The organism is Pseudoalteromonas sp. Angola-30 (assembly GCF_028599215.1).
Classification (GTDB): Bacteria; Pseudomonadota; Gammaproteobacteria; order Enterobacterales; family Alteromonadaceae; genus Pseudoalteromonas; species Pseudoalteromonas atlantica.
Window position 1 is genome coordinate 219,475 of record NZ_JAQREI010000002.1, and the last position, 12,888, is coordinate 232,362.

Annotated in this window: 13 protein-coding genes and 1 riboswitch; of the genes, 9 read left to right on the top strand and 4 right to left on the bottom strand. The window is 41.7% G+C overall.

Annotated features, from left to right (window positions below):
- Positions 1-160: 160 nt before the first annotated feature.
- Positions 161-1,177 carry a UDP-glucose 4-epimerase GalE gene (gene galE, locus PSH54_RS03870; protein WP_273605547.1) on the bottom strand — a complete coding sequence of 339 codons (1,017 nt, stop codon included), beginning with the start codon at positions 1,175-1,177 and terminating at the stop codon, positions 161-163.
- 187 nt (positions 1,178-1,364) lie between these two features.
- On the opposite strand from galE, the gene PSH54_RS03875 reads away from it, so the two are divergent.
- Entirely contained in the window at positions 1,365-1,856 is a 492-nt protein-coding gene (locus PSH54_RS03875) for a DUF3016 domain-containing protein (protein WP_004587951.1), read from the top strand.
- A 382-nt stretch (positions 1,857-2,238) separates the two neighbouring features.
- Positions 2,239-2,730: a DUF3016 domain-containing protein gene (locus PSH54_RS03880; protein ID WP_029773263.1), complete on the top strand. Its 492-nt coding sequence runs from the start codon at positions 2,239-2,241 to the stop codon at positions 2,728-2,730.
- 89 nt (positions 2,731-2,819) lie between these two features.
- Here PSH54_RS03880 and PSH54_RS03885 read toward each other — a convergent pair whose 3' ends face one another.
- Complete coding sequence (locus PSH54_RS03885) at positions 2,820-3,110, bottom strand: hypothetical protein (protein WP_004587953.1); 291 nt, start codon at positions 3,108-3,110, stop codon at positions 2,820-2,822.
- An 82-nt stretch (positions 3,111-3,192) separates the two neighbouring features.
- Here PSH54_RS03885 and PSH54_RS03890 point away from each other — a divergent pair, with 82 nt between their 5' ends.
- Positions 3,193-3,402, top strand: coding sequence for a hypothetical protein (locus PSH54_RS03890; RefSeq protein WP_273605548.1), 210 nt, complete (start codon positions 3,193-3,195; stop codon positions 3,400-3,402).
- Here PSH54_RS03890 and epmB read toward each other — a convergent pair.
- Entirely contained in the window at positions 3,399-4,412 is a 1,014-nt protein-coding gene (gene epmB, locus PSH54_RS03895; RefSeq protein ID WP_029773264.1) for an EF-P beta-lysylation protein EpmB, read from the bottom strand. The two genes, PSH54_RS03890 and epmB, sit on opposite strands and share 4 nt — an antisense overlap.
- 41 nt (positions 4,413-4,453) lie before the next feature.
- On the opposite strand from epmB, the gene efp reads away from it, so the two are divergent.
- Positions 4,454-5,020, top strand: a complete 567-nt coding sequence (gene efp / locus PSH54_RS03900) for an elongation factor P (RefSeq protein WP_004587956.1) — start codon at positions 4,454-4,456, stop codon at positions 5,018-5,020.
- Between the two features lie 56 nt (positions 5,021-5,076).
- Entirely contained in the window at positions 5,077-6,051 is a 975-nt protein-coding gene (gene epmA / locus PSH54_RS03905; RefSeq protein ID WP_273605549.1) for an elongation factor P--(R)-beta-lysine ligase, read from the top strand.
- 165 nt (positions 6,052-6,216) lie between these two features.
- On the opposite strand, the gene PSH54_RS03910 is transcribed toward epmA, so the two are convergent.
- A complete protein-coding gene (locus tag PSH54_RS03910; RefSeq protein ID WP_273605550.1) occupies positions 6,217-8,334 on the bottom strand; it encodes a TonB-dependent receptor in 2,118 nt (705 codons plus the stop codon).
- A gap of 83 nt (positions 8,335-8,417) precedes the next feature.
- On the opposite strand from PSH54_RS03910, the gene PSH54_RS03915 reads away from it, so the two are divergent.
- The 4 genes from PSH54_RS03915 to PSH54_RS03930 all read left to right on the top strand — a co-directional run bounded on the left by PSH54_RS03915 (position 8,418) and on the right by PSH54_RS03930 (position 12,884).
- On the top strand, positions 8,418-8,822 hold the full coding sequence (locus PSH54_RS03915; RefSeq protein ID WP_004589047.1) for an acyl-CoA thioesterase: 405 nt from the start codon (positions 8,418-8,420) through the stop codon (positions 8,820-8,822).
- Between the two features lie 310 nt (positions 8,823-9,132).
- On the top strand, positions 9,133-9,531 hold the full coding sequence (locus PSH54_RS03920) for an META domain-containing protein (RefSeq protein WP_249326182.1): 399 nt from the start codon (positions 9,133-9,135) through the stop codon (positions 9,529-9,531).
- Positions 9,532-9,625: 94 nt separating this feature from the next.
- Positions 9,626-9,731: riboswitch (TPP riboswitch) on the top strand.
- A gap of 143 nt (positions 9,732-9,874) precedes the next feature.
- Entirely contained in the window at positions 9,875-11,827 is a 1,953-nt protein-coding gene (gene thiC / locus PSH54_RS03925; RefSeq protein ID WP_054982298.1) for a phosphomethylpyrimidine synthase ThiC, read from the top strand.
- Positions 11,828-11,882: 55 nt separating this feature from the next.
- Positions 11,883-12,884, top strand: a complete 1,002-nt coding sequence (locus tag PSH54_RS03930; protein WP_273605551.1) for an FAD-dependent oxidoreductase — start codon at positions 11,883-11,885, stop codon at positions 12,882-12,884.
- Positions 12,885-12,888: the final 4 nt, after the last annotated feature.

The window sequence follows — 12,888 nt, forward strand, 5'->3', positions numbered from 1 at the left end:
CAGCGCTTTTACAGTGTTTATTACTTTTTAAAACAATGGGAAGCTATGCATCAACCCTGAGCAAGCTCTACGTCTAAACCAAAAATTACGCGGTGGTTAAATTTACTTGTAGGTAATTTGCCTGCTTGCGAAACAGGCAAAATCTATGAGGTATTTTTTATTAACTTTTATAACCATTAGGGTTATTTGACTGCCAGCGCCATGTGTCTTCCATCATGGCATCTATTCCACGTACTGCTTTCCAACCAAGCTCATTAAGGGCTTTTTCTGGCGCGGCATAACATGCAGCAATATCGCCAGGGCGGCGTGGCGATACTTGATATGGAACCTCTTGGCCGCTGGCTTTTATAAAGGCGTTAACCATTTGCAGCACAGAGTAACCATTGCCTGTGCCAAGGTTATATACCAGCGCGCCGGTATTGTTGGCAATTTTATCAAGCGCTTTTAAGTGCCCCATCGCTAAATCTACAACGTGAATATAGTCGCGCACACCAGTGCCATCAACGGTGTCGTAGTCATCACCAAATACAGCAAGCTGCTTTAATTTACCTACTGCAACTTGGGCAATAAATGGTAATAAGTTATTAGGAATACCATTTGGATCTTCGCCAATTAAGCCTGACTCATGTGCGCCCACTGGGTTAAAGTAGCGTAAAATAGCAAATGCAAAACGCTCATCTGATTTAGCAATATCTTGCAGCATCATCTCAACCATCAGTTTTGATGTGCCGTACGGATTAGTTGTGCCACCTACCGGGAAGTCTTCTTTAATCGGTAAGCTTGCAGGGTCGCCGTAAACTGTGGCTGATGAGCTAAATACTAATTTAAATACGCCTGCATCACGCATGGCATCTACAAGTGTAAGCGTACCTTGTACGTTTGTTTGATAGTACTCAACAGGTTTAGCTACCGACTCACCCACTGACTTTAAGCCTGCAAAATGAATAACGCTCTCTATGGTATGCCTTGTAAAAATGGCATCTAAAAAAACTTTATCAAGAATGTCGCCTTGGTAAAACGTGGCTTCTTTGCCTGTGATTTGCTTTACGCGTGCAAGCGACTCTTTTGATGCGTTACTTAAATTATCAACAACAACAACTTCGCTGCCTTGCTGTAAAAGTTCTAAAACGGTGTGTGAGCCTATGTAGCCTGCGCCGCCTGTTACTAAAATTGCCATGAATGCTCCGTGGATACCTTTTTCAATTATCTTAATTTCATCATATATTCTTACTATTTACATGCTTTATTTTAAAAGCGTATTAAAATAGGTTAATTAAGTAATGGTTAATAAACTAGTGTTAAACTTGTATGGTCTATTACTGGGCTAAGTCTAAATAATTAGTACTGCCCCTTTGGAGAATGCTATGAATTCAGTTAAAACAATCGCTATGGCAATGTGTATTACATTACCTGCATTTGCACACGCTGGAGAATCTGTAGTTAAGTGGCAAGATTTTAAAGACTACCGCGATGTGCGCGCTTCTAGCCAGGGTAAAGCGTCGTACCATAAACAAATTGCTACTCAGTTCGAAAAACATTTTTCTAAACTGGCCGAGCAATTGCCAAAAGGCTACAAGCTAAATTTAGAAATAACCGATATCGATTTAGCAGGGGACGTGCGCTATGGCGGTATGGATGAAATACGCGTAGTAAAACCTATTTATTTTCCGCGCATTAAGCTCAATTACTCGCTAAGCGATAATAAAGGGAGTGTAGTGAGTGAAGAGGACGATGTAGAGCTTAAAGACATGGGCTTTATGGATAAAATTAAAATGGGTCGCGACGAGCCGTTTTTTTATGAAAAACGCTTAATAACCGAATGGTTTGGCGAGCAAATTTTAGCAAGCATTGATTAAATTAAACTTGCCACCAACAATGGCAAGTTACAAAATCAAAATGACTTAAAGTAAGCAACTATTGCAGACTAAAAAAGCGATTTATAGTTTTCCTTATTAAAATTAGTTTTATCAAGCGGAGCTTAAATATAAGTAGGCTTTTTTATCATTTTGATTATGCGTACAAAGAGAGTTATTAGCTTTTGCATTTCAAGCTGGCAATTAAGTGATTAAATTACTTTTTGATTGTGTTTTTATCAATATAGGGATGTACCCAACTTTACATTAAAAATTTTTGCTGCTAATTTAAACTAATGTCATCAGTGTAAGTGTTCTGGTTTATTGTTTTAAATTGAATGTGTTGTACTTGCGTTGACTTTTGATAGTTCACATGGAGAAGATTATGAAAAGTTTAAAATTACTAACGTTAGTAATGGGTTTAAGTTCTATTGGTATTGCACAAGCTGGTGAGTCTGCAGTTAAATGGCAAGATTTTGACAATTACCGCGATGTGCGTGCAGCAAATCAATCACCAACTTCTTTTGAAAAGCAAATTACTATTAACTTTGAAAAGCATTTTGCGAAGTTAGCTGAAAAATTACCAAGTGGATATAAATTAAATGTAGAGGTTGCAGATCTTGATTTAGCAGGTGCAATTGAGTTTTCTGGCGCTAAAAAAATAAGAGTAATTCAACCATTTCATTACCCACAAATTAAGCTGTCTTACACGGTAACTAATCCGCAGGGTGAAGTTGTGAACCACGCCACAGAAGTGTTATTAAAAGATAGAGGCTATTTAGATAAAATTAAGCGCTCAACCTCTAGATCATTTTATTATGAAAAACGCTTAGTAACTAACTGGTTTCATTCAAAAGTTTTATCTAATATAAGTTAAATACAGTTATAAAATAAATAAAAAATGCCGATAAACATTATCGGCATTTTTTGTATTTGATGTTTACTAAATTAAACTTTAATTTTTAGCTACTTAAACGTAGCGAGCAGGGTAAGTAACTGTTGTAGCTTAATAACCGTTGTTTTAAGCTTTTCTTCATCAAAACCATCTGTGCTTAAGCTTTCTACATCGGCTGCTACATCAAGTACGTATGGCTTAAAGCGTTTAGCTTCAAAACTAAATCCGGCATCAGCTGGGAACAAGGCTTTAAATTTACCGTGGCCTTGTTGCTGTAGCTCATCTAGTTTTTTGTCGGCATCAAGTGCTTGGCGATAAACAATTTTTAAGTTAGCGTTGAGTTGTTCAATTATAGAATCCATGGTTTTCCTAAAGCTTTGTACTGCATTGCCGATATAGTACTTGGATTACATTTAAATGTCAGGTTGATTAAGGCTTATAACGATGAATATATCAGGTGGAAATCTACCCGCTATGTCTAGCTCTGGCCAAGGTGGTGAAGTATATACCGCTGCTTTGTCTAAAAAGCAGCAATTAGCAGATGGCGCAGCAGCACTTGCACTAATTGAAGGTGCTGCCCAGCCAACAAATGCGCAATCACCGGCTCAGTCGGTCACTGCAACACTGGGTAACAATGTAAATATATACGTTTAAACTAACTTAAGGTCGATAGGTGTTTTGCTTTTTTGACCGCCTATTTCTCTTACTAATTTAGGCACTAAAAATCCAGGCAGGGCTTTTAATAGTTCTGCCATTATTTTTATTGCCTGTGGCTCTTCTATATCAAAGTGGCTTGCGCCTTCAACCTTATCTAGCAAATATAAATAGTATGGCAGTACGTCGGCATCAAATAACGCCTCACTTAAATTTATTTGTGCCTCAACGGTGTCGTTCACCTCTTTTAAAATAACTGCCTGGTTTAATAACGTTACGCCTGCTTGCTTTAGCTTTTGCATGGCTGCTTTAAACTCGTCGTCTATTTCGTTGGCATGATTTATATGGTTAATAAATATAATTTTTAGCGGTGATTGCTTTAGCCTCGCGCAGAGCTCATCGGTAATACGCGCAGGTATAACAACAGGTAAACGGCTGTGTATTCGCATGCGTTTAATTTGAGGTAACTGTTCAAGCTCATCTAAAAACCAGCTAATGGCATCGTCTTTGGCCATAAGTGGGTCGCCACCACTTAAAATCACTTCGTTTATGTTGGCATCTGATTTTATATAGCTCAGCGCATCAAGCAGGCTTTTTTTATTAAGCTGGTTTTCTTGATACGGGAAGTGGCGTCTAAAGCAGTAACGGCAATTTACTGCACAGCCAGTTTTAAACATAATTAAAACACGGGATTTATATTTATGTAAAAGCCCAGGCTGTTCGTTGTCTTGCTCTAGTAAAGGGTCTTTATTAAAACCTGTTTTGGTTAAAAACTCTTGATGGCGTGGCATAACTTGTAGCAATAAGGGGTCGTTTGCATCGCCCTTGCGTATTTTTTTTATAAAAGGGACTGGCACGCGTACCGGAAATAAACTGCGGGCTTTTAGGTCGTTTTCATGGGCTTGGCTCGATAAACCGACCATTTCAAGCAAGGTTTTTGGGCAGGTAACTACATTTGCTAATTCTTTTTGCCAGTTTTTATGCAAATTTGCTTCATTTCTTTGTATCATTGGCACGTAGATTACTCGAAAAAAATTAAATAGAGGAAACGATGGCGAATTATAGCACCAACGAGTTCAAGGGCGGCCTAAAAATTATGATGGACGGCGAACCTTGCAGTATTTTAGAAAATGAAATGGTAAAACCTGGTAAAGGCCAAGCGTTTAACCGTGTTCGTATCCGCAAACTTATCTCTGGTAAGGTGCTTGAAAAAACCTTTAAATCGGGTGAATCAGTTGAAGGCGCCGATGTAATGGATACCGACTTAGCGTACCTATACACAGACGGTGAGTTTTGGCATTTCATGAATAACGAAACATTTGAACAAATTGCCGCTGACGAAAAAGCACTTGGCGATGCCGTTAAATGGTTAGTTGAAAACGATGTATGTACTATTACATTATGGAACGGTAGCCCAATCGCGGTTACTCCACCTAACTTTGTTGAGCTTGAGATCACTGAAACTGATCCTGGTCTTAAAGGCGATACAGCGGGCACAGGCGGTAAACCTGCAACGCTTAGCACTGGTGCAGTAGTACGCGTTCCATTATTCGTACAAATTGGTGAAGTAATTAAAGTAGACACCCGTAGCGGTGAATACGTAGGCCGTGTTAAGTAAGCTTGAGTACGGTTTATAAAATCCCGGCTTAAGCTGGGATTTTTTTTGGAGAAAATATGTCAGCAACACCTTGGGCACCTAGTGCAAGCATAAACACCCTTAAGCAGCGTGCAGCCATACTGAGAATCATTCGTGAGTTTTTTTATACGCGTAATGTAATGGAAGTAGAAACACCGAGCTTAAGCAGTGCCAGTGTAACCGATGTGCATTTAGCAAGTTTTAATACACAGTTTGTAGGCCCAGGCCACGCTGGTGGCTTGCCACTTTATTTACAAACATCGCCTGAATTTGCAATGAAGCGTTTGCTAGCAGCAGGCTCAGGGCCCATATTTCAGCTTTGTAAGGCATTTAGAAACGAAGAAGCGGGACGCCATCATAACCCCGAATTTACCATGCTTGAGTGGTATCGCCCTGGGTTTGATGAGTTTGCATTAATGGATGAAATGAATGAGCTAATGCAGCTCATTTTAAATGTAGAACCTGCAGAGCGACTGACTTACCAACAAGCATTTGAGCAAGTGTTAGCGCTTGACCCATTAACAGCTACGCTTAGACAATTGCAAACACTTGCCTGCGATCACGGTTTTGCCGATATAGCCGAAAACGAAACCAATAAAGATACCTTGCTGCAGCTGTTATTTTGTATGAAAGTAGAGCCAACTATAGGGCAAACTAAGCCGTGTTTTGTGTATCACTTTCCGTCATCGCAAGCGGCACTGGCACAAATTTGTGAGCATGATAACCGTGTAGCAGGGCGATTTGAGCTTTATTATAAAAATATGGAATTAGCGAATGGCTTTAATGAGCTAACTAATGCTAAAGAGCAGGCAAAGCGCTTTGATGAAGATAACGCTTATCGCGCTGCCAATGGGTTAAACCACGTGCCTATGGATACCCGCTTAATCGCCGCACTTGAGCACGGTTTACCGCAATGCGCAGGCGTTGCTATGGGGATAGACAGATTAGTTATGCTAGCCACCGCTAAAGATACAATAAAAGAAGTCATCGCGTTTGATGTAGATAGGGCGTGATGCTTGTCCTGTAGGCGCCTTGCTTGCTGGCGCGTTGATATAAAATCTATTTACGCTTTTTCTTTTTGCGTGAGCAAGCTTCACGCCTACCAATAAAAAAGCACCGCGTTTATTGTAAACACGGTGCTTAATATTTATTTTTTCTAACAGCTTACAGCTTACAGCTTACAGCTCTAACGTAAACGTTATACCCGCTACTCTTGGCTCACCTAATTGCACGTAGGTGTGTGTAGCGTAGCCATCAAGTGGGTCGTTACCAAACTCAAAGCCGCGGGTTGGTACTTCTTCGTCAAATACGTTACGTGCCCATGCGCGCACTGCCCATATGTCGGCTTCGTAGCCTAAACTTAGGTTTACTAAATTGCTGCTGGGTGCTTTTGAATTATGGCTATCGGAGAAGTAGTAATCGTCCTTACCTTCAACACCAATCATACCGTACAGCTCATTAGTAAAGTTGTAACGTGCGCTAAATGCGTATTGGTATTTAGGTGATTGCGCTTGCTCACGACCGTCTTGATTTAAGCCTGATTGCGTTACAAAGTCGTCAATTTCTGTGTTTAAGTAACCGGCGCTACCTGTTAAGAATAAATCTTCGGTAAGTTGGTAACTACCTTCAACTTCTAGCCCGTAGTTGCTACCAGAGCTTGCGTTATCAACGTAGCCTGTAAATTGCTGACCTTCTACTTGCCATGCTTTTAACTGTATGTTGTCGCGGTGCATATAAAATGCTGCTAAACGCAGGGTAAATTTATCATCAAGCGATGAACCCTTAACGCCAAACTCACCGCTCCAGAGGTATTCTGGGTCAAAGCTTGTATGCTGCTGGAAAAAATCAGCATCTAGGTTTAAGCCTTCATCTTTAGCTTTGGCTAATGCTTCTGAATTAATACCGCCAGCTTTATAACCACGGGTAATACTGGTGTAGATCATAGTGCGATCAATCACTTGGTATTCAAGTGCTATTTTACCGCCTACCATTACGTCGTCAGTCTCTTCAATAAAGCCGTTGCTGTCGGTGTAATCACCTTGGTATTGCTCTACACGTAAACCGGTAATGAGCGTGGTTTTAGGGCCAATAGGTGTGGCTACTTGGCCGTAAACAGCTACGTTACTGGTTTCGTAGGTTGATGCAAATGGACTTGCAAGCCAAGTGTATTCGCGCTCTAAATCTACGTCGCGGTTTTGATAGTAAACACCGGCAACCCAGTTACCTGTTTTAGAATTAAACTGTAAATTAGCCGACTGATCATCGCGATCACGCGTGTACACATCGGTTGAGCTATAACCCCAAGGGTGTAGGCCAGCTGCACATAATTGTGGCTCGCTTGCATCGTTACATACCCAGTCTTCATCAAAGCTGTAAAGTAGCTCTGTATCAATGGCTGAAAGGTTTAAGCTTACATCAAAGGCATCAAAGCCTGTGTAGGTATTATTAATACCAATGGCGTAGCTTTGTTGATTATCTTGGCCTGGCTCGTCGGCTACACTATTACGGCTGTTATCAAGCGTGAACGCATCGTAGCCGTTGTTTATATCTATGTAGTGCAGGTTTAACTCTGTGTTTAAATGCTCAGTAAGTTGGCTGTTTAATTTAAAGCGGGCTACTTGCTCATCCTGTTGTTGAGTTTCGTCGTTTAAATATAGGTTATCTACGTAGCCATCTGATTTTCTGCGAAAGTAGCTTACGCGGGCACTTGTGTCGTCGGTTAATCCAGTACTTGCTGCAAGGCCTGCTTCGCGCGAGTTATAAGTACCCATACCCACTTGTAATTTTAAGCTAGGATCGGCAGTTGCCTGAGCTGATTCCATTTGGATCATACCGGCCATGCCGTCTGCACCAAAGCGAGTGCCTTGCGGGCCGCGGTAAATTTCTACCTGGTCTATATCAAATAATAATGAGCTGCCACCTAAACCCGAGTAGTTAATGCCGTCAATGACTAAGCCAACCGATGGGTTAATTGGATCTACAAATTGTGAACGAAGTCCCACTCCACGAATTTGAATATAACGACCACGAGAGGCACCAGATGTAAAGTTTACGTTGGCTGTACTACCTAGCATTTCGTCTAAGTAACTTGCACCACGTTGATTAATTTCATCTTTGCTAAATAGGCTAGCGCTAGCGCTTAATGTTTGAATGCTTTCACGTTGAAAGTCGCCTGTAACAACAATTCGTTCTAGGTCGCTGTCATCAGCGTTTGCTATAAGTGGTGTACTAATTAGCGGTAATAACGCCGCAGTAATTAAAGACAAACGTAAGTTCATTAGGTTACTTAACTCCATTTTGGGGACTCGTATGGTAGCAATTATTTTAATACTTGTGTTATAACGCAGCGATTATACGTTAAATAATCAGGATTACTAATATGACCTTTAAAGTTGATTTTAAAGTGCGCCATTACGAATGTGACCTACAAGGAATTGTAAATAACAGTGTGTACTTTAATTATTTAGAGCATGCTCGCCATGAGTTTTTATTTGCAAATGGGGTTGATTTTGCACTGCTAGCAAAGCAAAAAGTTAACTTAGTAGTGATACGCAGTGAGGTTGATTATAAACATTCGCTTGTACCAGATGATGAATTTTATATAGCAGTTGAACCTGAGCGTATAAGCCGTATAAAGTTTGCGTTTAAGCAAACCTTAGTACGTAAACACGACAATAAAGTAATGCTACAAGCCAAGGTTATAGGCACTTCGGTTAATGAAAAAGGGCGCCCTTTTTTACCTCCCGAAATAGATAACTTATTTAAAAATTACACCCAAGATTAGCGGGTATAATTTTTAGGGGCTGTGACCTTTAGGCTAAATTTAACGTAGTTTGTTTTAAAGCAGCGCCTAGGCAGTGGGATTGTTTATCGTAAATAGCGGGTAGCGCAGGTGCTGTTATCGAGCCCACTAAGTTACAAGCCAAGCAAAGCGATTAAAGCCCCCTTACTGTGAACACGTTTTAATCTGCAAAGTTCAACACTCTCTAAACTATCATAGAACAAAAATTTACATTTAAAACATGCATTTTTAACGGATAAACCGCATAAAAATTGTTACTATTACGGTAATTAAATATTTAGTTAGAAATAGCATGAAATTAGCAGCACTACCGATGCTTTTAATCGGTTTATGTATTGGTTGTACAGCCACAGGGACGGTGACCACTGAGCAGCTAAAGTACACACAATGGCAACTATCAAAGGTTGATGGTTTAGCTGTGCCGGCCTCTTACAATGCATCAATGAGCTTTATTGAAGCGTTGCAAGTAAACGGGTTTGCAGGATGTAATAAGTTTTTTGGTGAAGGTGAGCTTAAAGACAGCAGTATTAGCGTTAATAAACTTGGCATGACGCGTAAGTCGTGCGGAGCAGACGTTGATGAGCTAGAGCAGCAGTTTTTACAAGCGCTACGAGAAGGTGCAACGCTTACCATGCAAGGCTCACAGTTAGTTATGCAGGGCGATCAAACTTTTTTATTTATTGCAAAGTAGTGGCATGAGTATTTAAAACTGCCCCTTGCAGGCAATTTTTAACTGGCGTACACTCAACGCTGATTTGATCAAAATAGCAAATCAACGAACATAATTTTACTTGTCGGAGTGCCTTAAATAATTAAGGCTGAGATCGCGAAAGCGGGATCCGTGAACCTGATCAGGTTAAAACCTGCGTAGGGAACAAGCTGCCTAAAATGGGACGCTTGTGCGTCTTTTTTTATGCGCACAACAAAATAACTAGCCATTTTAGGCCGCAAAGCAGCGTAACCACTGCTTTACGATCTTTCTCTATTCCTTATGGAATATCTGACAAGACAACCCTTTAGCAATGAGGTAAGTCATGTCAAACACTACAAATAAGTCTACACGTCGAGAAACGCGCGCTGCTGCGTCAGATTACATTTATAATTTAACGGGTCAGCCATTTCCAAGCTCACAAAAAGTGTATGTTGAGGGCAGCCAAAGCGGTGTACGCGTGGGTATGCGCGAAATTACATTAAGCGATACGTTTATTGGTGGCGATGAGCAAAACCCTGTGTATGAGCCAAACGATCCACTGCGTGTTTACGATACATCAGGCCCGTATACCGACCCTAACTTTGAATTAGACGTACGTAAGGGATTACCTAAATTTCGTGAGCAGTGGATAAAAGAGCGCAACGACACCGAAGTGCTCGACTCAGTCACTTCGCAATTTGCTCAGCAACGTATGGCCGATGACGGCCTTGATCATATTCGCTTTGATCATTTACCTAAAATTCGCCGTGGTAAAGCGGGCAAAAACGTGACGCAAATGCATTATGCTCGCCAAGGCATTATTACCCCTGAAATGGAATACGTAGCCATACGCGAAAACATGGGCCGTGCACAAATTAGAGAAGAGCTATTAGCAGCACAGCATAAAGGCGAGTCGTTTGGGGCGAGTATTCCCGATTTTATTACCCCTGAATTTGTACGCGACGAAATAGCCCGCGGCCGCGCTATTTTACCAAATAATATTAACCACCCCGAAACCGAGCCCATGATAGTTGGCCGTAACTTTTTAGTTAAAGTTAACGCTAATATTGGTAATTCATCGGTAAGCTCATCAATCGAAGAAGAAGTAGAAAAAATGGTGTGGTCTACGCGCTGGGGTGCCGATACCGTAATGGATTTATCAACCGGGCGTTACATTCACGAAACCCGTGAATGGGTAGTACGTAATTCGCCGGTGCCTATTGGCACGGTACCAATTTATCAGGCGCTTGAAAAAGTAAACGGAGTGGCCGAAGACCTAACGTGGGAGATATTTCGCGATACGTTAATTGAACAAGCCGAGCAGGGTGTTGATTACTTTACTATTCATGCCGGTGTATTGCTGCGTTACGTGCCAATGACGGCAAAGCGTGTAACCGGCATTGTATCGCGTGGTGGCTCAATTATGGCTAAGTGGTGTTTAGCGCACCATAAAGAAAACTTTTTATATACGCACTTTGAAGATATTTGCGAAATTTTAAAACAATACGATGTGTGTTTTTCGCTTGGAGATGGCCTTCGTCCTGGTTCGATTGCTGATGCCAACGACGAAGCGCAATTTAGTGAGCTACGTACGTTAGGGGAGCTTACAAAAATTGCGTGGAAACACGATGTACAAGTATTTATTGAAGGCCCAGGCCATGTGCCAATGCACATGATTAAAGCCAATATGGATGAGCAATTAGAGCATTGTGGCGAAGCGCCTTTTTACACATTAGGCCCATTAACGACCGATATAGCACCAGGGTACGACCATATAACATCGGGTATAGGCGCTGCACAAATAGCGTGGTACGGCTGTGCCATGCTGTGTTATGTAACACCAAAAGAGCATTTAGGTTTGCCCAATAAAGAAGATGTAAAAGAGGGCTTAATTACCTACAAAATTGCAGCGCATGCGGCCGACTTGGCCAAAGGCCACCCCGGCGCGCAAGAGCGCGATAATGCATTATCAAAAGCGCGCTTTGAATTTAGATGGCACGACCAATTTAACATTGGTTTAGACCCAGAACGTGCCCGTGAATATCACGACGAAACCCTACCGCAAGAGTCTGGCAAAGTAGCGCACTTTTGCTCTATGTGTGGCCCGAAATTTTGCTCAATGAAAATTACCCAAGAAGTACGCGATTACGCCAAAGATCTCGAATCACGCGGAATCGATCCTAACAATGTTGGTGATGCAATTGAGATCAAAATGGTTGATGTAGAAGCGCAAATGAAAGCGAAATCGGAAGAGTTTAAACAAACGGGCTCAGAAATTTACCACAAAGCAATATAAGCCAATAACAGGTTAGCGGCTTATGGCTGCTAGCCTGTTATTAAAAGGAGGTTTTATGTTTTACAACATTGCTGTTGTGGGGTTTGGTTTAGCAGGGCGCTTAGCTGCCCTTGAGCTTAGTAAGTCGCATCATGTAACCGTGTTTGAAGCCAGTGACGAACACACACAAAATAGTGCCGGTAAAGTGGCTGCGGCAATGCTTGCTCCGCTTGCTGAGTCGGTATTGTGTGAAACGGATTTAGCCATCATGGGGCTAAATTCACTCAAGCGCTGGCCAGAGATAATGAGCGAGCTTGAAGGCGAGGTTTTTTATCAGCAAAAAGGCACGCTGGTCGTGGCACACCAGCAAGATAAAGGTGACTTACAAAGCTTTAGCCAGCGTATTAAGCCTATAGCAGGGCACAGCGCGCAGGCGTTAAATGCTCAGCAAATAACACAGTTAGAACCCGAATTAGCTAATCGTTTTAACCAAGGTGTGTTTTTACCCTGCGAAGGGCAAATAGATAACCAGGCCTTTTATAGAGCAAGCTTTACCATGCTTAATAAACGTAAGGTTAAGTTTGTTTTTAACCAACGCGTTAGCATTCAAAACGGCGAAGTGAATAACCGCGCGTTTGATTACATTATTGACTGTCGTGGCTTAGGTGCTAAAGGCGATAAACCCCTTAGAGGGGTACGCGGTGAGGTGGCTAGATTACATGCACCTGAGGTTAATTTAACGCGGCCGGTGCGTTTAATGCACCCGCGCTACCCAATTTATATAGCGCCAAAACCTAATAATGAGTATGTAATTGGTGCAACTGAAATAGAGTCTGATGATAGCGGCCCTGCAACAGTACGCTCCACGCTTGAACTACTTTCGGCGGCTTACACTGTGCACAGCGGGTTTGCCGAAGCACGGCTGTTAAATATTCAAAGCGGGTTACGCCCCGCATTTAGCGATAACCGCCCTGCGGTTTTAAAAACAGGTAACGTAATTAGCATTAATGGCTTGTATCGTCATGGCTACATGTTAGGGCCTGCCTTAGTGGCTAATGCGTTATCTCAAATAGGGTGAGTAA